This window comes from Limnothrix sp. PR1529 (genome assembly GCF_002742025.1).
Taxonomy (GTDB): domain Bacteria; phylum Cyanobacteriota; class Cyanobacteriia; order CACIAM-69d; family CACIAM-69d; genus CACIAM-69d.
On the sequence record NZ_LIRO01000064.1, the window covers coordinates 83,689 to 107,993 of the forward strand.

A 24,305-nucleotide genomic window follows, 5' to 3' on the forward strand; every position below is an offset into this window, starting at 1 on the left:
TCTACAAGGCACTCTTTATCATCTTTACAATCATCTTTGTGATACATAGACAAAAGATCTGAAATATACTGAAAATACACTTGAAATCTACTGAGACCAGGCTTGGTAGCTATTTCAAAATCAATTCAAACATTAAATTTTTCTTTAAGAATTCAAAGGATCTGAGTATTGTTGTGAGCTTTTGGTCGAATCCGGATTCAAGAACCATTGTTGATGATCTTTAAAAAACACAGAGGTTTCTAAAGATTGCTGATAGTAAAAGCTAAAAAAACAAAAAGATTCCTCTATTTTCATGGCAAACGCGCTACATCTGACATAGGGAATTTTGAGCCTTTGAACCTGGTTCCTAGTCCCTGCTAAGGAAACCAACCTAAGTAAACCTGTATGTTTGATGCCGCTCCTTTGGGAGAATATGCCATGGCCAGCACTCAAGACGAGCAATCGTTGACGATGAGAGCCGAAGAAATTCGGGTCGTTGGCGTTGTCCAAGGAGTCGGCTTTCGTCCCACGGTTTATCGACTAGCGATCGAATGTGGACTGATGGGATCGGTGGCGAATGATGGAGTTGGCGTGGTGATTCGGATTGCGGGATATCCGGATCAAATTGATGTTTTTTTACAACGGCTTTATCAGGAAAAACCGCCCCTTTCCCGCATTGATACGCTGATCCGAACCCCGATCGCCCTATCGGAATTGATGGAGCCAGGACTGCCATCGTCGAGTGACAACCTGCCTGCTGTTTCTCCGTCGGAATCTGGTGCATTGGGCAAGCTGGCAGCCCCTGAGCAATTACCTGAGCAATTACCCGCAGAATCAGCAACCGAATCCGCGACAGAGCGGCTAACAAGCTTGCCCACCGGGCCATCCAGGTTCACAGCGACCTTTGAGTCTGGATCCGACGATCTCACTTGGGATGAACATTCGATCGCCTTGGGGCAACAAACGGCGATGCAGATTCAGCGCAATCGCCAGGCCACCCGGGTCCACAATCAGCAAGGGCAATCAACCGAGAACCAACTCCAGGGCCCCCGCTGCCCTTTGCATTTGCGACCAGAACATCGCTCCAGCTATACCGATGATCCAGTGGCGGAGTCGCTGGCGGAGGGGTCGGTGGTGACGGCGGAAACCGCGCAGCCAGCCCCATGGAGTGCCGTGGCGGTTGCCGATGACGGCACGATCGAGCGACAGGCTGGGAAAACCTACGGAGAAGTGATGGCGATGGATCCTCGGGAAGGATCAAGCGTGGGGCAAGGGGAAGCGGGCAACCATGGCCGATCGCGCTGGTTAGACAGGGGCCCCGAAGGTGAGCGGCCGTCCCCGATCGACCCTGAGCATGGCGCGGAATCTGAGAGCGCTGGGCGGTTGGATCAGGTCGATCCGGTGCGGACTGAGTTGAATGGGCATTCCGGCGCGGATCAGACGGATTTAGGCGATCGGGGCAATTGGGATGATCCCCGCTCGGCCGTTGATGGCAACGGAGCCGCAGCCCCCGCCAGCGATTCCCTGTCTCGATCGCGCTTGGATCAGTTGTTTGATAGCTCACCCACGGCTGCTCCCAGCGAACCATCGGGCGATTGGGGGGCGCGTTCTGGCATCCGTCCTGATGTCCGTCCTGGCATCTCAGATCGGCGATCGGGCGATCGGGTGGGGCCCAGCGATCAAGATTTGAACCATGGCCCGTCGGATCCCAAGTTAGATGCCAATCGGTTGGATCACGGTCTAGGCCAAGATTTAGCTCAAGACTTACATCAGACCCTGGATCCAGAACTTTCCAACTCCTTGGCGGAGGAGCTGGCGGAACTCTTGGAGCCGGCCATCGATCGGTTGCGGCCCTTGGAACCGACGGAACCGCCCACAACTCCCCTGGGGCCGATCGTGCCGGTGGTGGTGGATGATGCGGATCCGGGGCCAGCGTTATATACGCCGCTGCAACCCCCAACCCCGATCGTGTCTCGATCGGCTCCCTTGCCGGTTTCCCATCGCAGCCAAGCCCTGGATTTGTCCTCGGCGGAACTCCTGGGGCGATCGCCCTTGTCTTTTCGGATTTTGGAGAGCCAGTCGGGCCCGGTGCGCACCCAAATTGCGCCGGACACGGCTACCTGTGCCGCCTGTCTGCGGGATTTGCACGATCCCGACAGTCGGTACTATCACTACCCCTTCGTGAACTGCACCCATTGCGGGCCGCGGCTGACGGTCATTCGCTCCCTGCCCTACGATCGGGTGCGCACCAGCATGGTCGGGTTTCAGCTCTGTCCCGACTGCCAGCGCGATTACGATAATCCGGGCGATCGTCGCTTCCATGCCCAGCCCACGGCCTGCCCGGAATGCGGGCCGCGCATTTGGTTTGAGCGACCCAGCCAGCAACGGCCGATTGTGAAGGATGAGCAGGCGATTGCCCAGGCGGCAGAAGCCATTCGCCAGGGAGCGATCGTGGCCATCAAAGGCTTGGGCGGCATCCACTTAGCCTGCGATGCCACCCAGGAAGCCGTGGTGCAGCGGCTGCGGGTCCGCAAACATCGCCCCCACAAGCCTTTGGCGGTGATGGCCCGCAATTTGGAGTCCGTGCGGCAGTTTTGCGTAGTCAGTGATCACGAGCGATCGCTCCTCTTAGGGGGGGCTGCCCCGATCGTGTTGCTCACGATCCGCGATTCCCATTATTTGGCCCCGTCGGTGGCTCCTGACATGACGGAGGCGGGGGTGATGTTGCCCTACTCCCCCCTGCACCATCTCCTGATGAGCGCGGTGGATCGGCCCATTGTGCTGACCAGCGGCAACCGGGCCGGCAATCCCCAATGCATTGACAACCATGAAGCCCATCTGCAGTTGCAGTCGATCGCCGATGCTTTTTTGCTCCACAACCGATCGATCCTGAATCGGGTGGATGATTCGGTGGTGCGGGTGTTGCCCACTTCGGTGCAGGTGATTCGCCGATCGCGCGGCTACGCTCCCAGTTCCATTAACCTGCCGCCGGGCCTCACCAACAGCCCGCCGATCTTGGCCCTGGGCAGCGATCTGAAAAACACCATTTGCCTCTCGCGGGACGGACAAGCGATCCTCTCGCCTCACCTTGGAGATTTGGACTCGCCCGCCTGCCTGCAGGCCTACAGCACCGCGATCGCGGACTTGCGCAACTTGTTTGACCACCGCCCCAGCGCGATCGCCGTGGACTTGCACCCGGATGGCCAAGCCGTGAAGGTGGGTGAATCCTTGGCCAAGGCCTTGGAAGTGCCGTTGTTGCGCATTCAGCACCACCATGCCCACATTGCCGCCTGCTTGGCCGACAACCAATGGGGATTCGATCGCCCGCCCGTGTTGGGCATTGCCCTGGATGGATTCGGTTGGGGCAGCGATGGCACGGTTTGGGGCGGCGAGCTGCTGTGGACAACCTACGAGCAATATCACCGAGTCGGGGCCCTGTGGCCGGCACGGTTACTGGGGGGCAACCGCGCTGCTCAGGAGCCTTGGCGCAATCTATACGCCCAGTTCCACGCCACGGGCCTGCTCGATCGGGTGGACTCCGAAAAGTGGTTTGCTCAAAAGCCGCTGAATCTGCTGACGGGCATGGCCCAAACGGGTTTCAACAGCCCTTGGTCTTCATCCTGCGGACGGCTGTTTGATGCAGTGGCGGCCTTTTTGGGCTGTGCGCCCGACTGCTTGAGCTACGAAGGGCAAGCGGCGATCGCCCTCGAAAACCTAGCCCGCCAAGCTTGGGATCAAGATCAGCAAGCCTACCCGATCGAGCTGCGATCGGAATCGCTGCTGTGGCTGCATCCCCAACCCCTTTGGGAAGCCCTGATTTTGGATCGGGCCCTGGGGCTGCCCGAGGCGGTGATGGCCCTGCGGTTCCATCGCGGCTTGGCCCAGGCTTTGGTGCAAGCGGCCCAGACCTTGAAACAGCAGGGATTGCACTTTGGGGCGATCGCCTGTGGTGGTGGAGTCTTCCAAAATCGGCTGTTGTTGCAATGTTTGGAAGCCGCCCTGATGGCCAGCAATCTGCACGATCCGTTGCTGTTGCCGCAACAGGTTCCCGTAAACGACGGGGGCTTGGCGTTGGGGCAAACGGCGATCGCCGCCGCTTGGCTCCAGTTGGGCCATGTTTAGGGTCTCGGTAATCCCGTGCTGGTCGCCAATGGGAATCACCGGGAATCACGAGCCATTCAAATCACAAGCCATTCAACGCCAGCCCTTAGGAGTTATTGAGAGGTTTCAGGATGTGTTTAGCGGTTCCGGGCCAAGTGGTGGCCATTGTCAGTGGAGATCAACAGCTAGCCACGGTTGATTTGAGCGGTGTTCGGCGATCGGTCAGCTTGGCCTGTTTGGTCACGCCCGATCGCCCGATCGAGCAGTGGGTGGGGCGCTGGGTGGTGGTTCACGCGGGTTTTGCCTTGGAAGAGTTAGATGTGGCCGCAGCCACGGAAACCCTGACTTGGATCGATCGTCTGATAACGCCCGCGTGATTTAGTTCCCGCGTGATTCAGTTCCCGCGCGATCCAGTCTGCCTGTCTCAAACCCTGTTCCAGAAACTGTGCCTTAAGAAGTCATTTCGAGAAGTCATTTCAAGAAGTCATTTGCTGAAGCAGTCATTACCCAAAAGCCGTTTGAAGAGCCGTTTCAGGAGTTTGCGATGAAGTTTGTGACGGAATTTCGTGATCCCGCGTCGGTGGCGGGGTGGGTGCGGGAAATTGCCCATTTAGCGCAACGGCTCGATCGCCCCGTGGCCCTGATGGAAGTCTGCGGCGGCCAGACCCACACCATCTTTAAACATGGCCTCGAAGCCCTGCTGCCGGAAACCGTGGAGCTGATCCATGGGCCCGGTTGTCCCGTGTGCATCATGCCTCGGGGCCGAATTGACGATGCGATCGCCCTAGCAGAACAACCGGGCATGATCTTTGCCACCTTTGGCGATGCCCTGCGAGTGCCCGGGGCGCGGGGCAGCCTGATGCAGGCCAAGGCCCGGGGGGCCGATGTGCGCGTGGTCTATTCGCCCCTCGATGCGCTGACCTTAGCCCAAACCCATCCCGATCGGCCCGTGGTCTTTTTTGGGTTGGGCTTTGAAACCACCGCTCCCGCCGTGGCCATGACCATCCTGGCGGCCGCCCGCGCCCAGCAAGCCAACTTCAGCGTCTTTTGCAACCATGTGCTCGTTGTCCCGGCTCTGGAATTTCTACTCCAGGCCAGCGGCTTGCGTTTGGATGGGTTCATTGGCCCCGGCCATGTGAGCGCCGTGATTGGCACTGATCCCTATCAAGCGGTGGTCGATCGCTATCAGAAACCGGTGGTGGTGGGAGGCTTTGAACCGATCGACCTGCTCCAATCGATTTGGATGTTGCTGTTGCAGTTGGTTGAAGGGCGCTGTGCCGTGGAAAACCAATATCACCGGCTGGTGAAGCCCGAGGGCAATAGTCCAGCCCTGGCCGCCCTGGCCCAGGTGTTCACGGTGCGAGAGCAATTTGAGTGGCGCGGTTTGGGATCCTTGCCCCGATCGGGTTTGGCGATCGCTCCGGCCTTTGCGGCCTTTGATGCAGAACAGCGCTATTGCCTACCCAGCCAAGCCAGTGAGGATTCACCCGTTTGCCAATGCGGCCTCATTTTGCAGGGCAAGCTCAAACCCTGGGAATGTAGTGCCTTTGGGCGCGGTTGCACCCCTGACCATCCCCTAGGCGCTTGCATGGTTTCCTCCGAAGGGGCATGCGCTGCCTATTACAAATACGGTCACGGGGGCCCCCGATCGCCCATGGCTGCACCCCGCAGATTTGCCGAAGCGTCCGCCCGCCCCCCGCTGCAATCAGAATTGGCCCGATAGCTGCATTGGCCCGATCGCCGTGATTTCCGCCCTCACCTCCTGATGCCATGGCTTCTTCTAATCATCCGTCCGATTCCCTCGCCACCCCCCCATCTAACGTGCTCGAGTTTCAACAGCCCCAGCACCGCACCCGATCGAGCGACGAAGGCTACATCACCCTGGCCCACGGCAGCGGCGGCCGGGCCACCCATAACCTGATCACTGACATTTTCCTAGAAACCTTTCACAGCGATGCCCTCAATGCGCTGGATGACAGTGCGCGGCTAGACTTAGCCCTGTTCATGGCCCGGGGCGATCGGTTGGCCTTCACCACCGATTCCTTCGTGGTGGATCCGCTGTTTTTTCCCGGCGGCGACATCGGCAGCCTGGCCATCAATGGCACGGTGAATGATTTGGCCGTGACCGGGGCCCAGCCGCTCTATCTCTCCTGTGGGTTCATCATTGAAGAGGGCACCCCGATCGCCCTGCTACGCCGCATTGCCCAGAGCATGAAACTGGCCGCCGACACGGCCCGCGTCAAGGTGGTGGCCGGCGACACAAAGGTTGTACCTCGGGGCAAAGGTGACCAAATTTATATCAATACCGCCGGGGTGGGTGTGGCGCGATCGAACCAAGTGCCCGGGCCGCGCTACCTACAACCGGGTGATGCCATTCTGCTCAGTGGCCCCATGGGCGACCATGGCACGGCTATTTTGTTAGCCCGAGGAGACTTGGCCCTCGAAGCGGACATCACCAGCGATTGCCAGCCCCTGCATGATCTGGCAGCGGCCCTCTGTGAAGCTTGTCCCACCGTGCGGGCCATGCGCGATGCCACTCGGGGCGGTGTGGCGGCCGTGCTAAATGAATTTGCCCAAACCAGCCGCGTCAGCATGGTGCTCGAAGAGGCGGCGTTGCCCGTGCGGCCGCCCGTGGCCGCCGCCTGCGAAGTGTTGGGTCTCGATCCTTTGCACATGGCCAACGAAGGTCTGTTGGTGGCGGTAGTTCCGGGGGAATTTGCAGCTCGGGCCCTGATGGCCATGCAAATGCTGCCGGAAGGGCGGGAGGCCTGTTTGGTGGGCCATGTGACCAAGGCGGATCCACCAGTGGTGATTTTGCAAACGCGCTTTGGTTCTGAACGAATTATTGAGTGGCCGATGGGCGATCCCTTGCCTCGGATTTGCTAGGGCCGAATTTGCTAGGGGCGATTTTGCGAGGGCCGATGGATTTGGGCTAATTGGTTTGAGCTAATCGGGGCTAATCGGTTCGGGCCGATCGAACACAGGAGAAAGGCAATGCACGAACTAGGCATTACTCAGGAACTGGTGCGGTTGGCGCTGGCCCAGGCCCAAGGGGCCCCCATCCGCCGACTGGGTTTGGCCGTGGGGGCCCTGTCGGGCATTTCCACGGAGGCGATCGCCTTTTGTTTTGGCCCCTGCGCCATGGGCACAGCCCTGGAGGGGGCGGAGTTGGACATCACAATCGTGCCTGGCCGGGCCCGCTGCCACCATTGCGGCCGGGATTTCCCCCTCGATGATGTGGTGGGGATTTGCCCCCATTGCAACAGCTTGGATTGGGCGATCGAGGCGGGCCAAGACTTGATTTTAAAAACCTTGGAGATCATCCCATGTGCGTAACCTGCGGTTGTGATGAGGGAGCATCGGTCACGATCACCAACCTATCCCACAGTGAGCGGCCCCAAAGTAACCTGCCCCAAAATAAGCTGACCCGATCCGAAGCGATCGACCCCGCCTTGGGCCACTCCCCAATCGGCTCCGATTGGCACAGTCACCAACATCCCGATGGTTCAGTGGTGGTGCATCGCCACGGGCCCGCAGCACCCAGCCCCAACCATGACCATCACCACCATTCCCATCCTCACCATCACGACCATTCCCAGGCCGGTTTGGATCATCACCTAGCCGATCGCCCCTCTCTGACGGCAACGGATCCGGTCACCCAAACCCTGCACCTCGAAGCGCGGCTGCTAGACAAAAACAGCCAACTGGCCGCCGCCAACCGCCAATGGTTCCAAACCCAGGGCATTTGGGCCCTGAACCTGATGAGCGGGCCCGGGGCCGGCAAAACAACGCTGCTGGTGAAAACCCTGACGGATTTGGCCGATCGGGTCTCCTTCGCCGTCATTGAGGGGGATCAGGCCACCTTGAATGATGCGGAGCGGGTGCGGGCCACCGGTTGCCCCGTGGTTCAGGTCAACACGGGCACGGGTTGCCATCTGGACGCGGCCATGGTGCAAGGAGGCTGCCAGCAACTGCAACCGCCACCGGGCAGCATTTTGGCGATCGAGAATGTGGGCAACCTGGTTTGTCCTGCGCTGTTTGACTTGGGAGAAGCGTCCCGGGTCGGGATTTTTTCGGTCACAGAAGGTGAAGATAAACCCCTGAAATACCCACACTTGTTTCGGGCCTGCGATTTGGTGCTGCTGAGCAAAATCGATTTGCTGCCCTACTTGCCCTTTGACCTAGACCGGGCGATCGCCGCCGTGAAGCAGGTGAACCCCAAGGCGCGAATTTTGCCCCTCTCGTCTCTGACCGGCGAAGGGTTGGCCGACTGGTACGACTGGCTTTTGGCTCAGCGCGATCGAGCCTGTCCTGTGGCCGCCGCCGATTTGGTTCCCTAGGGCAACATCAATGCGCCCGCCGGTCGGTGGTTTGGGGGGCAGGGTTCCAAGCGCAGGCCAAACACCGCCGCAAACTGTTCTGCCACCACCGATCGCACCTGGGCCACCGTCAATCCAGGGACAAAATCCGCCAAGCGGCCCACGGGGCGATCGGCAATTCCACAGGGCACGATCTCCCGAAAGCCCGCCAGCTCACAATCCACATTCAGAGCAAAGCCGTGCAGGGTCACCCAACGGCTGACCTGAATCCCGATCGCCGCTACCTTGCACCCCTCTAGCCACACCCCCGTCAGGCCCGGCAGCCGTTCCGCACCCAAGCCCCAAGTCCCGATCGCCCGAATCAACACCTCTTCCAACTGGCGCAGATACCAATGGAGATCCGGTTGGTGGCGGCGCAAATTCAAAATCGGATAGCCGACCAACTGCCCAGGGCAATGGTGGGTCACCTCGCCCCCGCGCTCAATGGGCACTAACGGCACGGGATGGGTTGCGGGGTCAAACCGCACAAAGGCGCGATCGGCCCCACGCCCCAGGGTATAAACCGGCGGATGTTCCAACAGCATTAACCCATCGGGCAGCGTCGGATCCGCGATTCGATCGGCCTGCCACTGGCGCTGCCAACCCCAAGCCACTTCGTAAGCTGTGGTTTGCAAATTCAGTTGCCAACAGGGGGCGATCGGCCCGGCACCTTCCCCATTGGTTTCAGTAGCAGCATCACAAACCATAAACTCTAGCCGAATGCCCTAACCATAAGGCCCTAACCATAAAGATTGAGAATTGCCAAGGGGAGTTTGGTGATGGTTTGTGGGGAATCACTGAAGAAAAGGTCAAGAATCATCAACAGATGCAAAAGATTTTAAAGGAAATTCTTCCCCCGATCCCAAAGTGCTACGTTGAAAGTATCACCCATCTCGAAGGGGAGGAAGCTCTATGAAGCTTGTCATCCAGGGTAAAAACATCGAGATTACCGATGCACTGCGTGACTATGTTCAGCAAAAAATTGAAAAGGCCGTCAGCCATTTTCAACACTTAACTCTTGAAGTGGATGTGCACCTGTCGGTAGCTCGCAACCCCCGGATTGATTCTAACCAAACGGCTGAGGTGACCATTTACGCGAACCGCACAGTTGTTCGAGCTGAAGAAAGCAGCGAGAACCTGTATGCCAGCATTGACATGGTTGCTGACAAGATTGCCCGTCAACTTCGCAAGTATAAGGAAAAACATCAAGAACGTCGCCGCGAGCCGGTGAAGACCGCAGAAGTGCTGGGCGAAATGCCAGTCGGAACCATTATTCCGCCCCGAGAACCCGAGTTGCCGGCGGATGTGGTGCGGACGAAATACTTTGAAATGGCCCCGATGACGATCGCGGAGGCCCTGGAGCAACTGGAGCTGGTTGATCACGATTTCTTCATGTTCTGCAACTCAGAAACGGGTGAAATCAACGTGATTTATGAACGGAACCATGGCGGTTACGGCGTGATTCAACCCCGCAAGGCCCAACGCTTTGCCGAGAACTCTTCCGCCGCTTAGAGGTTGCTTGAAAAGCATCTGGAAGCGCTTGCTAAATATCTGCTAAATACCATAGCCCTTAGGGACAAGGGGCTTAAGCCCCTTGTTGTTGTAGATCGAGCAAGCTGCCTACCAAATCTAGCTTTTTAAACACCCGCTGAGGCTGAATTAGCCAACTGAAGATTACTCCTTCATGGGTAATTGATTCAGCAGCAATTTGTTGAACAATCCTTGGACAATTCAGACTTGCGATTAGGGTCTGTTGAGTATCCTATGCCACCACAATTTTGACTGCCTCAAGCCTTGGGACATCCTGATTTTTGAAGCATTTTCCACTCTTGTAAAACAAAAGGCGGTACGGGAATTTCTGCCTGATCAGCATCACCGACGGGGATGGTTAATCGCAAAATACCTAATTGATTTAACCGACCTGCCACGGAATCAAATTCATATTCTCCGGTGTTGAGGGCTAATGAATCGATCGGGAACTGATCCGCAAGCTGGGCAACGGCCCCTGTGGAATTGGTGACGATTAAAGACCGATCGCGATTGACCCGCAAACTGGGAAACCCAACCACCCGCAACCGAAATCCTGTTGTGGGTGGTTGTCCGTTGGCCGCTTCGCCAAACAACACCAATTGCCAACTACGATCGCGCTGATCTCGCAGGGATTGCAACGATCGACACAAGACCCGATCGCCCGGAAGGGGATAGGGATGCAGGCTTGCCATCGCGGGTTCCGGCATTAGCCCCCAACCCCAAAGCACAACCGCCAACAACAACCCCAAGGCCTTGCCTAACGCAGGCCAACCCATCCACCACTCGGGCAATTGGGGCGATCGAACGCTTCCCTTGCTTGTTTGGATATTTTGACTCTTTTGGCAATTCATAATGCTTTCCCAAATTCTCATAATTCTTCTCAATTCTGTGGAGTAACTCTTTCGGGCGATCGTGCTAGTCTAAATTCGTGTACTGCAATCAATGCGTTGATAGCAATTCAGCAACCCCAGCAAAGAAATCCAGGTCAAGAAATCCAAGCCAGGAAATTCAAGCCAGAAAACCCAAGCCAAGATTTCAGCAACCTAAAATCAGCAGCGTCAAGTCAGCAAACGCCAAATCAGCAAACGCCAAACCATCTGGTAAATGTTCGGGCAAGTTTTGGCCCTGGTGCTGAACCCGATTGGGGCGGCAAAACCGCCAACAAACCCATGGCCCACCGCTGCTTTCTTAGCTTACCGATCATCTTCAAAATTCAGCATATTCAATCCAAGGAGTCACTATGACCGGTCGAGGCGGTCGCCGTCCGGGCGCGGGTCGTCCCAAAGGCACAGGTAAATATGGCGAACCCACCAAAGCGGTTCGACTGCCGATCAGTTTTGTCGATCGCCTGCCGGAACTCCTGGCCCAATGGCAGCTTGATCAATTGGAAACGGAAGCCATCGCCGATGGCCGGCTCCAACGCATTGAAGACCACCCCACGCCACCCCTGCGCCTCTATGAAATGCCGGCGGCCGCTGGGTTACATGCCTTTGCGCCCCAAGAGGACACGGAACCCGACGCGATCGACCTGAACACCTATCTCAGTCGGCATCCCAGCGAGTCTTTTTTGGTGCGGGTCACGGGGGACTCCATGATCGGCATTGGCATCTATCCCGATGACATGCTGGTGATTGATGCCTCTGAGGCAGACAACGCCCAGACGGGACAAATCGTACTGGCGTTGGTGGATGACAAGGTAACGGTCAAGCGGCTGCAAGTGCTGGATGGTCGCATTTTCCTGCATTCCGAAAATCCGATCTATGCCCCTTTGCAAATCACCGAAGGAATGGTGTTTAAGATTTTGGGGATTGTGGCCAGCGCCATTCACCAATTCCGCTAATTGTTGATTAACCCAGAGCAATCTGAGCCTAGTCTTCTGAGACCGGGGCCCGGTGACGCAAAAAATCTTGCAGATCCTGAGGGCTGTTGCAGTTGCGCAAGGTAGCCGCCTCCAGCGTTGTCAGCGGTAGATAAATGGCTCGCTGTTCCGTCGCCAGTTGGTCTAACCAGGCCTGAAACGATCGCCCGCCTTGATCAATAAAAGTCCGCAGTTGGGGCGCGATCGCGGGTCGATATAGCCCACACAGGGGCTCCCAACCGCGATCGGTGCGTGGAACCAGCGCCACTTGCTTGGAACTGAGGGCGTGGCGGCGATCGAGCCAGGAACGACAAACGGGCCCATCCAAACAGGGCAAATCGCAAGCCAGCAACCACACCCAGTTAATGTCGGTTAGGTCTCGGGCCGCGCGATCGAGCAACTCTGAAAAAGCCAACAGCGGCCCCCGATCGGCCGCCGACTCCCGCCACCAATCCACCGGCAAGGCAGCCGTGGCGGGATGGGTTTGGTAGCGTTCCGGCCAGGGCGAAAAAATAATTGGTCGGCGTTCCGTCACCGAAATGGCCACCTCACAAACCCGATGGAGCATGGGCTGTCCGTTCCAAGGCAGCAACACCTTGTCGCGCCCCATTCGGCGACTTTGACCACCTGCCAAGATTGCTGCCTGAATCATGAGTGCTTATCCACCTGCGGGCCATGGTTCTCAGTGATGAGCACAATGCTCCCGGGCCATCCCTGAGTCTCCAATTTACTTTGCCAGGCGGACGGCATACCACTGCAAGAATCGATCGGGGCCCAAGTCCAGCTCGCAGGCTTCTTCAATGAGCGATCGCACCCGCGCTTCCGTGGTGGTCAACCGTTGCAAGTCACGCGGCAGGCGATCGCCCAAGGATTCCACCACGCCGGTCAGTTTTTCGCGCAACTCCTCCACGGACAAAATCACCTCGGGCTGATTGGTTTCGAGCACGACAAAATATTCATTTTCTTGATACAACATTGCATCAGCCATCGATCGCTTCTCCTGCTCGAAAAAACCGTTTTTACCGTCCCAAAATGCAAAGGGCGCACGGCGGTGCGCCCCTACCAATCATCCCAAAACTCTTGGGGCAAGGGGCTTAAGCCCCTTGTCTGGTGCTGGATTGGATTGGTGATCTGATCTAAATTCCAGCGTGACCCATGGCTAGGCCAGCCACCAACATTCCCAATACCAAAAAGGGCTGGGCGCTGGCTTGATATTTCACATCATTCTTCAGCGGATCGCGTAGGAAATACATATCCTGGAACACGATTTGCGGAATGATCAACAGACCCAAAATCGAGGCGTACAAATTCTCATGCAGGCTGACCAAATAGCCCGCAATACCGATTTGGAAGGTGTCGATCATGGCCACACAAATCCAAGCGGCCGTGCCAATGCCGAACATCACAGGCAGGGATTTCAGACCCAAGGTGCGATCGCCCTCCACGCTCTTGAAGTCATTAACGATCGCAATGCCCAAGCCCGCCAAACTATAGATCAGCGTCACCACCGCCACCGTCGGCGTGAGCGTGCCAAACAGCGCTTGGCCCGCCCACCAAGGCAGGGCAATATAGCTTGCGCCGAGGGCATAGTTACCCAGCCAGCCGTTTTGCTTCAGCTTTAGGGGCGGTGCGGAATAGATATAGGAGACGATCGAACCGCCGATCGCTAAGGCCGTGATGATCGGGAATTCGTGACCCGACCAGCGATCGAGGATGTAGGCCACGCCGATGCCCCCAAACAGCAACACCAAAATTTGCGTCACCACCTGCGGAATCGAAATTGCGCCGGAGGGAATCGGGCGATAGGGTTCGTTGATCGCGTCAATTTCCCGATCATAGTAGTCGTTGATTGTTTGGGTGTAGCCCGTCAGCAACGGCCCCGACATCAACATACAGAGCGCCGATTTCAGGAAGTTCTCCAGCGTCCATTCATAGTGCCCCGAGGAAGCCGCCCCGCAGACCACGCCCCAAATTAGGGGAATCCAGGTGATCGGCTTCATCAATTGCAGGCGAATTTTCCAAATATTGGTTTCGCCGCTGGCAGCTCCCTTCATCCCCAGCATTTGCCGGGCCTTGGAGCCGCTATCTTCGGCGGGGGTGGGCGTTTCGATCGCCTCGGTGTTGGGTTCGGTGGTCATGGTTCGATCGATGGGTTGGATCTTGCTTGTCGTTGGGAGCCATGGTATCGCGTCTGCTCTCCCACTCAACCCGCCGTCAGCGTGGAATTAAAGAGCAAGACTGCCGATTGTTGCCACACAAACTGCGCCCAATTCTTATTAATACTAATTGCGCTAGAACGGAGGAGCGCCTGATTTGGTGTTGTAATCGGACGTAATTCTTCACGCGATTTGGATTGGATGAGATCGATCGCCCTATGGCCGAACCTCCCCCACCATCTTCTTCAGAGTCATCACCCAATGACTCCTCTAATCCCTTGTCAACTCACCGTGAACTGCCATCCCTTGCTGACAGCATGGCAGCACAGACCCAGCCTAAGCACCTGTCACCGACGCGATCGCCCCCGAAAGCGACAGCCTCTCCCGCTGGTATTGCAGCTCCCCCACCAGAGCAGAAACCAACCGCTCCATGGGTCATGTTTTTGGTGCGCTTTTTAGCAGGGGCGCTCTTTGGGCCGCTTTTAGCCATTACCTTGGGCGTTGTTGGCGGTGCAACAACCGGCAGCAGTTTGCTCACAATTATGCTCGTGTCCGGCAGCATCATCGGCTTAATGTCGGCAATTGGCGGAAAGAGCTTTTGGATGTTCCTATCACGTTGTTTGCGGGTCATCTTTTTCATGCGCTGATCACCCTTCGAGATCACCATGCTGTTTTCTTGCAAAAACAACAAACAAGTAGGGGCGTACGGCGGTACGCCCTCCGCCAGGGTCTCTCGTAGATCTCGCGTATCGGAGGGCGCATGGCGATTCGCCCCTACGGGAATCGATCGGGTTTGTCCGTTTCGCTGCTGTTTGTTGGCTGAGCGATCGGGGGCATTTCAGCCCAACAGAGCCGTAATTTGACCCAGCAAGCCGTTGATCGCACTCGATAGGCTGGGAAGAATTTGGGATATGGCTTTAAAAAAGCCAATCGATTTGTCGGCGGCTTCTTTATCGCAGAAAAATCGTAGGGTGCATGGGAGCAAGGCCCAATGGTCACGAAACGCTGCATTTGTTCTCCCATGCACCGAAAATCGATCGCCACCCAACCGATCGGGAATCGTCGTTGCAAGCGTGACGGGTGGCGGTGCATGGGAGATGAATGGGGATTGTTATGGCCTGCCAAGCGTTCTCCCATGCACCTACGGGCGTTTCGTAAGGGAAAGGGGATACCGCTAGTATAAGCAACCCACTCAATGCCCGTCTCTAGTGGGTTAGACCCGCTCCGTTGACGCAGCACCGGCCAGCCAGCCAAAGAGCCGATCGCCCGTCAAATTGAGATCCAAGTCTGGCAACACCGGCAACCGATCGCCCCCGGCCAGTTCCACCGGAGCGCGATCGGGCAAAAACACCACCACCACCCGATCGCGCGGCAACACCAACCATCCCAACTGGCTGCCATGGGCTAGACAATGGGTGAGATTCCGAATCACACGGGTTTCGCCCTGGGCCGGCGACAAAATCTCGATTGCCCAAGCCGGGGCAAACTCAATCCCTTCAGCAATCACCATTCCTTGGGAGTCGATCGGCAACTCAGCGGTTTTCAACACCGACAAATCAGGCACGATCGACCGATCGCCAAAGGTACAACGCAACTCCGGCAACGCTTCCCAACCGGAGGCGATCGCATTAATCGCCACCGCCAACCGAATTTGCAGCCGACTATGTTGAACTCCGGGCATAGGTTTTTGGTGGGCTAGGCGATCGTGAAATTCCCAAGCGGGCGATTCGTCAATTTCCGGCCGCCGCAAAAAGTCCGCCAGGGTCAACGTAGGGGTGATGGTTGGCAGCGTTATGGCCACATTGCCTCCAGGGTGGAATGACAACTACTTCATGATCGACGCGATCTAGCTACGAGGCAAATTCTCTTCGGCGTATTGTAAAAATAGCCAACTGTGCTCTAACAAAACCTCAACATCAGCCGCTCGCAACTGTAGCTCATCGTCCACTTCATAATCTGCATTAGCCCGTTTATTTTGGGCATTAATCAAGAACCGATGAAACTCGATGGGCACGATTCCAGGCTTTGCAATCTCTCGCCCAAATGCCGAAATCACGGCTGCATGACTTGAAAAGCTAAGGTCTTTTTCCCAAAGAAATGCTTCGGCAATATAAAACATTGTGTAGTATGCTCGTGCGCCCGCAAAGTCATAGAATCCCTGTTGGGCCAAAAGCTGTGATGCCTGATAGCTAGCCCGCGCTTTGTCTAGTAATTGTTGAGACTTGGGTTTCATAGCAGAACCCCTTCTCGCTTGACGTTGGCGAGAAATGGGGAATTCTGGGACTCAAATTTTTCGAGAGAGACAAATTGCCAGGAAATGACCACATCATAATCCAGGCAAATTTGGGTGATAAAGTCGAGTGTTTTATCTATTTCATCACAGGGATGGACTAAGGATTTTAAGATTACCAAGATATCAATATCAGAGTTTTCTGTAGCTTCTCCACGCGCTTGGGAACCATACAAAACGATCGATGAGAGTAAGTCTTGATATCGCTCAATCAGCCCTTGCTTCAGGACTTGTAAAATCGGTTCAAGTTGTTGCTTTTCCATAGTGTGATATTGATGCGATCAGTTGCACAAGGAGCCGAAGCCCCTTGTGGCTGGTGTTTTTAACGATCGCCTCGTGGCTTAGAAGGAAATGATCAAGTAGCGATCGCTGAATTTTGCGCCCTTGACCGATCGCCCGGCCAGGGCTGGCGGCAAGAAGATATTGCGGCGTTGTTCGCCCGCTTCGATCGTCACCTCTGGCCCCGATTGGGTCAGGTGGATTTGCTCCTTGGTAAATCCTGGCAGGAACAGCTTCACCTGTTGGGTGGCTAAGTCGATTTCGATCGGGCGGGGAGCCTGCTGGGCCAAAGTGGCAAAATCCGGCATCAATGGGATCAGCGCATCCCAACTCGGGGTGGTGGTTTGCTCGGGAATCGCCGTCACACTCAGGGGATTGAATGCCGAGCCGATCGCCCCTGGATCGCTCGATCGATTCAAAAACAACCCGCCTACGGTTAAGCCCGCCTGTTGCGCACTGCCCCACAGGTATTGAGCCAAGGCCTGCGAAACCGGATCGCCATTGGCCACCAGCCAGCCCGCCACACGACGCGGATCGGCCAGCAAGTTTCGTCCCCGATCGAGCAAGTCCTGAAACTCACCCAAGGGGCCTTCCCACGGCGTGCTAGACATGCCGCCACTGCTCAACACCGCCATGGAAATCGGCTGCACAAAGGGCGAAATCGCCTTGGCAAAGTCCGACTCGGCCACCACCTTTTGGAAGCGGCGCACGTACCAGGACAAAACCTCCGGTGCGCCGATGGTTAACAGGGTTACCCGATCGCTGTTGCCGTCATAGACGATCGCGTCGTAATTGCCCGACGCTTCGTATTGCCGCAGGGTGTTCAACGTCAGCGCCCGATCCATCCCCGGCAACACGGCTAGTTCTTCACCGTAGACATTGCGGAAAAAGGGTTGGCGCAAATATTCCGACTCTAGGCGCTTAATTTCATCCCAGCCCCGTTCCAGCAGGGTGGTGGCGGCCGGTTGCACGGCCCAAAGATTGGAGCCGATCGCCTGGGGATCCGAGCCGATCGCCCCCGTTCCCAACATCATGCCCAGGGTGGGCCCCGCATCTTGCCCAAACAGCAGCACCCGCTTGCCTTGGTTGGCCAGGGCCATCGCCGCCGCGATCGCCAGGGTCGATCGCCCCGATCCCCCTTTTCCCAACAGCGTCAGCGTGAAAGCCACGATCGCACTCCTCTAGCGTTGTCGCCCCCCATTGTGCCAACGATTGCCGACCGGCGTGTATTTACTGGCGCATCTCGCCCAAAATTTCGATCACCCGCTGAATTTCTGTTTTTAGGCCGGTGACATCTGTTTTCAGGCCCGTGACATCTGCTTTTAGGGAGGTGATGTCACTTTGCATCTGATCCATGCGGGCAAAGGTTTGGTCAAATAAGCCCAGAAATGTATCGGTGCGATCGTCTACGATCTGCTCCAATTGGGTGATCCGGTTATTTAACCCTTCCATGGCCTGTTGCAGACCGTTGATCGCCAAGCGCAATTCCCCGATCGCCTGCGTATTCGCGGCCGTCAGTTCGGCGAGGTGGCTAAACCGCTGATTCCAATCAAAGGACTGTTGCGTGGTGACGCTGGCCAGGGTGGTGACGTTGATCGTCAGTTGCTGGAGCTGGGCTTCGAGAGTGTTGAGGCGAGTTTCGGTGGTCATGGGGCGATCGGGGTGAGGTCGCTACCCACAGCCTAGCAAGTTCCTGTGGGGTGGTGCGAGGTCGATCGCTCTCCAGGCCTGGCAATCGCGCTCCAAGGGGCTTCAATGCAGAATTGTTAACCCAATCATTTTGGGGCCAATAATTTGTCCCAAATAAAAACGCCAGCGGAACAACTCCCACTGGCGTAATTTATTCACTCGTTGCTTAGACCGCTTCGAGTTCGTCTTCAAAAAACCAAGTTGCCAAACCACCCGTAAACTCAACGACAACGCCGATGCCGCTGCCGTCAACCATTTTGTATTCCTTAACCGTACCGACCGGATTTTGTTTAATTTTTTCAACCATCGCGGTGGACATGCGATCGCGAATCCGGCGCACTTTGACGCGCTGACCTAGCTCAATCACCACTGGAACCGTCTCTAGTAAACTGAATCCACAGCTAATAAGACTACTGCATTTTGACCCGATCGCCGCGATCGATGGGGTGGCGAGATCGCGAGTTAGGGGCTTTTGGCCTAATCCACCAGATCCCCATTGGCGACATGGCGATAGCGCTCCATGATCCGCTTTTCGGGGTCAATGCCCTCAAAGGTGGGCGGCAACCAAACCCGGGCCAACAGAATCAGGGTCAAAACCAACAGAAATACGCCCGTGGCCAAGAGTTGCTGCCAGGGCACTTCCAACACCCCCCGCACGATCGACTCCCGGAGCACGGAAACGATCGCCACTTCCACGGCCACCCCGATCGACACGCGCTGTTCTTGCAAGTAAATGATCAGCAGCCGGAACATTTCCACCAAAATCAGCACCGATAGGATATCTGCCGTAATCAGGTGAAAGTTTGGGGGTTCCAGCAGGGAGATGAAAATGACGCGCAGTTGCACCACCATCACGCCAAATAGCCCCAGGCAAAGGGACACGGCGATCGCATCTTGCACCCGTTCCAACATCCAGACCAAGCGCGATCGAAATCCGCCGGTTTCCGTGGGCCGATCGCTGGCGGTCAACAACTGGACGGGGGGCAATCGACGGGAGGGGGCTGAGGACAGGTTCATGGCGATTTCTCCAGCTTGCTGCGGGCTGTTCTTATTTTGATTATGAGAATCTTATAAATCAACCTCCGATTTATTTGTATTATTTATATTGACGCATCTGCTCAGACCACCGGGGCCAAGGTTCATCGCGATCGCGTAGTTTGATCTGTGGCTATTCACGGCTGTCCACCTTCCCTCCTCCGCCCTATGCTCGCCAAACGGATCGTTCCCTGCCTCGATGTCAAAGCTGGTCGCGTCGTTAAGGGCGTGAACTTTGTGAATCTGCAAGACGCGGGCGATCCGGTGGAGCTGGCCAGGGCCTACGATCGCGCCGGGGCCGATGAGCTGGTGTTTTTGGACATCACGGCCACCCACGAAGATCGCGGGATTATTTTTGATGTGGTCTATGAAACCGCCGAGCAGGTGTTCATTCCCCTGACCGTGGGCGGCGGGATCAGTGACTTAGAAACGATTAAAAAACTGTTACGAGCCGGAGCCGACAAAATTAGCATCAACTCTTCGGCGGTGCGGGATCCGGACTTGATTGATCGCGCCAGTGCCCGGTTTGGCAATCAATGCATTGTGGTGGCGATCGATGCCCGCCGCCGTCCTGGAACCGGCGAAAATGGTGTGCCCAGCGCCTGGGATGTCTATGTGCGCGGCGGCCGGGAAAACACGGGCTTGGATGCGATCGCCTGGGCCGAAGAAGTGGTGCGGCGCGGCGCGGGGGAATTGCTAGTAACCAGCATGGACGCAGACGGAACCCAGGCGGGCTATGACCTGGAGCTAACCCGGACGATCGCCGATCGCGTGGCTGTGCCGGTAATTGCCTCCGGGGGCGCGGGCAACTGCCAACATATCCGCGAAGCCCTGACCGAAGGCAAGGCCGAAGCCGCCCTGCTCGCTTCCTTGTTACATTACGGTCAACTCAGCATTGACGAGATTAAGACCGATTTGCAGCAAGCGGGCTTGCCAGTGCGTCACACTGGGGCGATCGCAACTCTGTAGAAAACCTTAGGAAACGATAAATTGCTGGCAGATTGTCAAGATTTCCTTTACAATACGTAAAAACACACTCATAAATCTTGATCTGCACTCTGTCCATGGTTGTCGTTCTGCTGCTGGCGATCGCCCTAGTAGCTTGGTCATTGCACCTGATGCAACAGGCCCTCAGCAACAAGGAGTTTTCGCTGATGCTGGCCGGAACCCTCGTTGCTTCAGCAGCGGCAGCCCTGGTGGTGGTCTACTTCCTGGGCAACAGTTCGCTGCGCTACTTGCTCTCGGTCGATCGCAATGCCTATGCCACCTATAACGTGCCCGTCACCGCTAGCGATCCTCTAGCCGGGATGCGCCAATCCGCCATCCTCGCCGATTGGGATCGGTTGGTGGAGCCTCTGCAATAGCAGGATGGTTCTGCCGGTTCCCTGTTTTTTCGCACCCAAAGTGATTGATCATCCAAGATTGATCATCCAAGACTGATCATCAAAACTGACCCGCAATTCAGTTGCAGTCAAATAAACGAAATCGGCTAGACCTGAGGCAATACAACCGGTCTAGCCGGTTTTGTTTTGTTTTTTGGGTTTCGAGTTTTTTGGGTTTTGGTTTTTTTGGGCTTTGCACTTCCCGAGGTGGAGCTTCAGTCCCGTTGCTTGCGGATTTGGGGCGCTGACCAGGCGATCGCCCCAATCGCCCCAGGTGATATTCCTAAGGCACGCCCATTTGAATTAAGTCCTCGCCGGGTAACACTTCGCTAAATTCACCCCGATGGGCCACAAACAGGGCTAGGCGCAGCCCCCAATCAGGCTCCACGGGCAAATCATCCCAAGGAACCGCCAACTCCAAGCAGCTATCCACAGCGAAGCGGGCGCGGCTGGGTCGGGCCCGCCAGGTGTTAAATTCCGCCGCTTCCGAGAACCAGAGGGTTTTGGTGGGCAACTTCAGGCCAATGTGATGCCGGTAATGATAGTTGGCCGGGGCCAAATCGGGCAATTGCTCCAGGGGCACGGGACTGTTGTGGGCGGGGCGATCGGGATAGAACCAGCACAGGTGAATTTCATCGGGCTGTTTGCCGGTTTGGAAATCTAGCCGGATATAGAAGTGATGGTGATCCACCCCGTACCAAATGGTTTGGATCGGGCTGGATTGGTGCATCGTGCCCCGGGAGCCACCCACCGCAATTCGGCCCGCTTGGTTCCAGTCTTGATCGTCGCCACAACCGTCAATGATTGGGTGAATGAAGTTTTGGGGAGTGCGATCGCCCGTGGCTTCATGGACTTCCACCGGCTCCAACAATTCCGGGGGAATGGATTCGTTCAGGGCTTGGTAAATGGCGCACAGGTGCTCCCGAAACAGGCGATCGAAAATGGCATCTTGATTCGACGAGTGGCCAAACCCAAACCACCAAAACCAATCGGAACCCTCCGCCGCATAAAGCGCTTCCCAAGCGGCCGGATTGGTGGTTTCGGTGGCTTCCGGATGGCGAGCCAGGGTTTCGCGGGCCGCCGTCAGCAAATCCCAGGCGCGGTTTTTGGCCGGGTCGCCAATCCAGGTGGAAAAGGAGCCATCCACCCAAGAGCCACTGTGCAGGCGATCGACCGGCAGGGTTTCGCGGGGTGGGAATCGATCGAGATAATCGCCCACGGTTACCAGCTCAATTTCAGGATGCTGGCTGAGGCGGCTATAGAGCGCATCCAAAAACGGCAGCCCGTCGCGATCGTAATATTCCCAGCAGTTTTCCCCATCCAGGGCAATGGTCACCAACCAAGGCTGCTCTAGGCTGGTGCGATCGTCCCCTTGGCGTTGTTTCAGTTGCCGAGTAATCGCTTCCAAATGGCCAATCAAGTCTTGGGCAGCGTTTTGGGGTTCCATGCCCGCATAGCTAAAGCCAATCAGATCCGAAAGGCGGTGGTCACGGAAGACGATCGCCAAATCTCCCTGATCCGTGGCTAGGCGATAGGGCTGGTAAAGGTACTGTGGCTCCAGAACGTTGCCAGAGCCGTCGCGGTGGAAGAAATGCTCGATCGTCCAGCCCAACACCGCCTCATCGGAAATTAACCATTGGAAACCGGCCGCCGCCACATCGGGCAACATTGCCGGACTCACGGACTGCTCCGAAGGCCACAGCCCCCGAGGCAAGCAGCCAAACCGCTCTTGGTACATGGTTTTGGCCCGTTCCAGATGCCGGGGAATATCTTCCGCCCACTGGAACCGGCTCGCGGGCAGTTGCATTTGGGGAATGGCCACCCGGCCCGCGTCCGTGTCGGCCAGCAGGGGCAAAATGGGATGGGTGTAGGGCGTGGTGGTCACTTCCAACTGGCCCGACTCCTGCATCGATCGGTGTTTGGGAATAATTCGCGCCAAAATTTCCCGTTGCTTGGCCCAAATTTCCTGGCGATCGGTGAGCGAAAAATCCTTGCCCCGTTCTAACCAACGGGCAATTTCTGGATCATCCCAAAACAGCGGATCAATCCAAGCCAGGTTATGCCAAGCCAACAGATCCCCAAAATCCTCGGGTTTCCAATGGTCTAAACACCAAGGAATTCCCAAATCATTGCGTTGTTCAAACAATTGGCAATAGCGAGGATGGGGATCCACCAAGGTGCGGTGGTTGCCATCAAAAAAATGCTCCAGCACAAAGCGCTTTTGTGTCGGTTGCAGTTGTTCAGCAGGGGTGAGCGCCAAGGCCAAGTAGGGGTCGATCGCCCGGCCCGCCACATAATCTTCAATTTGCAACATCAAAGAAGGAACCAAGTTCACGGTTTGGCGCAACCGGGGGAACCGTTCCAACATCAAAATCAAATCGAGATAGTCCTTGGTGCCATGCAACCGCACCCAAGGCAGTCGATATTGCGCTTCTTCCGACTGTTGGGGCACGTCTGCCAAGGCTGTTTCGGCCAGGTTGCCACGGCTTTTGTAGAGGGGCTGATGTTGATGCCAAACAAAGGCAACGTGCAGCGGGTAAGGCATAGGGGGCGATCGAACCAATCTTTCTCCCATTCTAGGCGCGAGGTCAATTCCCGGAGCAATGGCTGAGGGCCCTTGTGATTCATCCTTGATGTGATTCACGCTTGATGTTGTTCACAATGTCATGCACAACAAAACGCGGGCGGAAAGATTCCACCCGCGCCATGAACTAATGATTGGTCAAATGATTGATCAGCGGTTATTCTGGCTATCCGATCATTAGCCAATGACCAATTCGTGATTAGCCAGTAATTAGCAAGCAGTTAGAAAATTGCCAGTAATTAACTAGTAATTAACTATTCACTAGCAATCAACTGGTCATCAACTAGACAATCACTAGCAACAGACATCGACAAGGGATAGCCAAGAAAGAGTTTGATCCAGCTTATCCTTGCAATTTCAAGTTGGAGAACGTCATGGTTGTGACGATTTCTTGGTCTCCTTCCTTGACTCGAATGGCTTGAGAACTCATCAAAACGTAATTGCCCACCCGCTCGTGGGTGTCTTCATAGCGCACCTGCTTCACCAGTTGGTTTTCCGGCAGCTTATAGAAGTTGGCATCGGTCAAGGTGGGCAAATAGCCTTCACCGGTATCCATCGTTGCTTGGGTGTCGATGATGAATTTCATGGGGCCCACGGGACGCTCCACATGGCAAATTTCCCGATCGCGCACTTTGTAGCTGGATCCCATGGATTTCCCAGAAACCAACACCTCCACCGCGCCCGTTTCGTCAGTGGCTCCCAAGGTAAATTCGTTTTGGCCGTGGGCTTTGTCAAAGCTGCTGCGCTGACGATGGGTGACAATATCGCGCAGTTGATGTTCCAACGTTTTCAACACTTCGGGATGATCAATGCCGGTGACGCTGACGCTGAAATCAGCCGCGATCGCCACGGATCCCCGATAGCTTTCTTCCCCTTGGCACAGTTCCACATCGGCGGTGTAACCCGGAAAGTTAGCATCCCAGGTATAGCGATTTTCGTAGGCGGCCCGGAACAAATCCCGAGCGTTAGTTTCTTGGGCACGATCTTGAGCGAGGGTCATAGCGATCCAGAGTTAGGGTGTTTGGAAGGTGATGATCGGGAACCGATCGGGAAAACCAACCACG

General features: G+C 56.3%; 26 protein-coding genes. 11 read left to right on the forward strand and 15 right to left on the reverse strand.

Translation table 11 applies throughout. The features are described from left to right. Positions 1–450 precede the first annotated feature (450 nt). The 6 genes from hypF to hypB all read left to right on the forward strand — a co-directional run bounded on the left by hypF (position 451) and on the right by hypB (position 8,420). On the forward strand, positions 451–4,101 hold the full coding sequence (hypF, locus tag AMR42_RS10370; protein ID WP_368670734.1) for a carbamoyltransferase HypF: 3,651 nt from the start codon (positions 451–453) through the stop codon (positions 4,099–4,101). 110 nt (positions 4,102–4,211) lie between these two features. Then, positions 4,212–4,457 (forward strand): HypC/HybG/HupF family hydrogenase formation chaperone, encoded by a 246-nt coding sequence (locus AMR42_RS10375; protein ID WP_099533376.1) that lies wholly within the window; start codon positions 4,212–4,214, stop codon positions 4,455–4,457. A 167-nt stretch (positions 4,458–4,624) separates the two neighbouring features. After that, positions 4,625–5,803, forward strand: a complete 1,179-nt coding sequence (gene hypD / locus AMR42_RS10380; RefSeq protein WP_099533377.1) for a hydrogenase formation protein HypD — start codon at positions 4,625–4,627, stop codon at positions 5,801–5,803. A gap of 47 nt (positions 5,804–5,850) precedes the next feature. Further along, positions 5,851–6,966: a hydrogenase expression/formation protein HypE gene (hypE, locus tag AMR42_RS10385; protein ID WP_099533378.1), complete on the forward strand. Its 1,116-nt coding sequence runs from the start codon at positions 5,851–5,853 to the stop codon at positions 6,964–6,966. Between the two features lie 108 nt (positions 6,967–7,074). Continuing rightward, positions 7,075–7,416 (forward strand): hydrogenase maturation nickel metallochaperone HypA, encoded by a 342-nt coding sequence (locus tag AMR42_RS10390; RefSeq protein WP_099533379.1) that lies wholly within the window; start codon positions 7,075–7,077, stop codon positions 7,414–7,416. After that, on the forward strand, positions 7,407–8,420 hold the full coding sequence (gene hypB, locus AMR42_RS10395) for a hydrogenase nickel incorporation protein HypB (protein ID WP_099533380.1): 1,014 nt from the start codon (positions 7,407–7,409) through the stop codon (positions 8,418–8,420). Before AMR42_RS10390 ends, hypB begins: the two co-directional genes overlap by 10 nt. Here hypB and lipB read toward each other — a convergent pair. Beyond that, a complete protein-coding gene (lipB, locus tag AMR42_RS10400) occupies positions 8,417–9,145 on the reverse strand; it encodes a lipoyl(octanoyl) transferase LipB (RefSeq protein ID WP_099533381.1) in 729 nt (242 codons plus the stop codon). The two genes, hypB and lipB, sit on opposite strands and share 4 nt — an antisense overlap. A gap of 205 nt (positions 9,146–9,350) precedes the next feature. On the opposite strand from lipB, the gene raiA reads away from it, so the two are divergent. After that, on the forward strand, positions 9,351–9,950 hold the full coding sequence (raiA, locus tag AMR42_RS10405; protein WP_099533382.1) for a ribosome-associated translation inhibitor RaiA: 600 nt from the start codon (positions 9,351–9,353) through the stop codon (positions 9,948–9,950). 275 nt (positions 9,951–10,225) lie between these two features. Here raiA and AMR42_RS10410 read toward each other — a convergent pair whose 3' ends face one another. Next, positions 10,226–10,744, reverse strand: a complete 519-nt coding sequence (locus tag AMR42_RS10410) for a DUF3122 domain-containing protein (RefSeq protein WP_158234440.1) — start codon at positions 10,742–10,744, stop codon at positions 10,226–10,228. A 45-nt stretch (positions 10,745–10,789) separates the two neighbouring features. Here AMR42_RS10410 and AMR42_RS19845 point away from each other — a divergent pair, with 45 nt between their 5' ends. After that, entirely contained in the window at positions 10,790–11,212 is a 423-nt protein-coding gene (locus AMR42_RS19845) for a hypothetical protein (RefSeq protein WP_158234441.1), read from the forward strand. Beyond that, entirely contained in the window at positions 11,209–11,808 is a 600-nt protein-coding gene (locus AMR42_RS10415; protein ID WP_099533384.1) for a LexA family transcriptional regulator, read from the forward strand. The genes AMR42_RS19845 and AMR42_RS10415 overlap by 4 nt, the downstream gene beginning before the upstream one ends. Positions 11,809–11,836: 28 nt before the next feature. On the opposite strand, the gene AMR42_RS10420 is transcribed toward AMR42_RS10415, so the two are convergent. The 11 genes from AMR42_RS10420 to AMR42_RS10475 form a co-directional block, all read right to left on the reverse strand. Next, on the reverse strand, positions 11,837–12,478 hold the full coding sequence (locus tag AMR42_RS10420; RefSeq protein ID WP_099533385.1) for a molybdenum cofactor guanylyltransferase: 642 nt from the start codon (positions 12,476–12,478) through the stop codon (positions 11,837–11,839). A 75-nt stretch (positions 12,479–12,553) separates the two neighbouring features. Then, complete coding sequence (locus AMR42_RS10425) at positions 12,554–12,814, reverse strand: chlororespiratory reduction protein 7 (RefSeq protein WP_099533386.1); 261 nt, start codon at positions 12,812–12,814, stop codon at positions 12,554–12,556. Between the two features lie 148 nt (positions 12,815–12,962). Continuing rightward, entirely contained in the window at positions 12,963–13,964 is a 1,002-nt protein-coding gene (chlG, locus tag AMR42_RS10430; protein WP_099533387.1) for a chlorophyll synthase ChlG, read from the reverse strand. 304 nt (positions 13,965–14,268) lie between these two features. Then, entirely contained in the window at positions 14,269–14,670 is a 402-nt protein-coding gene (locus AMR42_RS10435) for a hypothetical protein (RefSeq protein ID WP_190525940.1), read from the reverse strand. A 525-nt stretch (positions 14,671–15,195) separates the two neighbouring features. Next, positions 15,196–15,783 carry a Uma2 family endonuclease gene (locus AMR42_RS10445; RefSeq protein WP_234406940.1) on the reverse strand — a complete coding sequence of 196 codons (588 nt, stop codon included), beginning with the start codon at positions 15,781–15,783 and terminating at the stop codon, positions 15,196–15,198. 45 nt (positions 15,784–15,828) lie between these two features. Further along, positions 15,829–16,215, reverse strand: a complete 387-nt coding sequence (locus tag AMR42_RS10450; RefSeq protein WP_099533390.1) for a HEPN domain-containing protein — start codon at positions 16,213–16,215, stop codon at positions 15,829–15,831. Beyond that, complete coding sequence (locus tag AMR42_RS10455; RefSeq protein ID WP_099533391.1) at positions 16,212–16,535, reverse strand: nucleotidyltransferase domain-containing protein; 324 nt, start codon at positions 16,533–16,535, stop codon at positions 16,212–16,214. Before AMR42_RS10455 ends, AMR42_RS10450 begins: the two co-directional genes overlap by 4 nt. A gap of 78 nt (positions 16,536–16,613) precedes the next feature. After that, on the reverse strand, positions 16,614–17,720 hold the full coding sequence (locus AMR42_RS10460) for an ArsA family ATPase (protein WP_099533392.1): 1,107 nt from the start codon (positions 17,718–17,720) through the stop codon (positions 16,614–16,616). A 61-nt stretch (positions 17,721–17,781) separates the two neighbouring features. Next, positions 17,782–18,201, reverse strand: a complete 420-nt coding sequence (locus AMR42_RS10465) for a hypothetical protein (protein WP_099533393.1) — start codon at positions 18,199–18,201, stop codon at positions 17,782–17,784. Positions 18,202–18,406: 205 nt separating this feature from the next. Next, entirely contained in the window at positions 18,407–18,610 is a 204-nt protein-coding gene (locus AMR42_RS10470; protein WP_099533394.1) for a DUF2862 domain-containing protein, read from the reverse strand. 107 nt (positions 18,611–18,717) lie between these two features. Further along, positions 18,718–19,257, reverse strand: a complete 540-nt coding sequence (locus AMR42_RS10475; protein WP_099533395.1) for a phosphate-starvation-inducible PsiE family protein — start codon at positions 19,255–19,257, stop codon at positions 18,718–18,720. 186 nt (positions 19,258–19,443) lie between these two features. On the opposite strand from AMR42_RS10475, the gene hisF reads away from it, so the two are divergent. Together hisF and AMR42_RS10485 are read left to right on the forward strand one after the other, a co-directional pair. Beyond that, entirely contained in the window at positions 19,444–20,244 is an 801-nt protein-coding gene (gene hisF, locus AMR42_RS10480; RefSeq protein ID WP_099533396.1) for an imidazole glycerol phosphate synthase subunit HisF, read from the forward strand. Between the two features lie 95 nt (positions 20,245–20,339). Continuing rightward, positions 20,340–20,639, forward strand: a complete 300-nt coding sequence (locus tag AMR42_RS10485; protein ID WP_099533397.1) for a hypothetical protein — start codon at positions 20,340–20,342, stop codon at positions 20,637–20,639. A gap of 301 nt (positions 20,640–20,940) precedes the next feature. Here AMR42_RS10485 and AMR42_RS10490 read toward each other — a convergent pair whose 3' ends face one another. Together AMR42_RS10490 and AMR42_RS10495 are read right to left on the reverse strand one after the other, a co-directional pair. Then, positions 20,941–23,202: a glycoside hydrolase gene (locus tag AMR42_RS10490; protein WP_099533398.1), complete on the reverse strand. Its 2,262-nt coding sequence runs from the start codon at positions 23,200–23,202 to the stop codon at positions 20,941–20,943. Positions 23,203–23,584: 382 nt separating this feature from the next. Next, positions 23,585–24,241, reverse strand: coding sequence for a DUF3386 domain-containing protein (locus tag AMR42_RS10495; protein WP_099533399.1), 657 nt, complete (start codon positions 24,239–24,241; stop codon positions 23,585–23,587). Positions 24,242–24,305 lie beyond the last annotated feature (64 nt).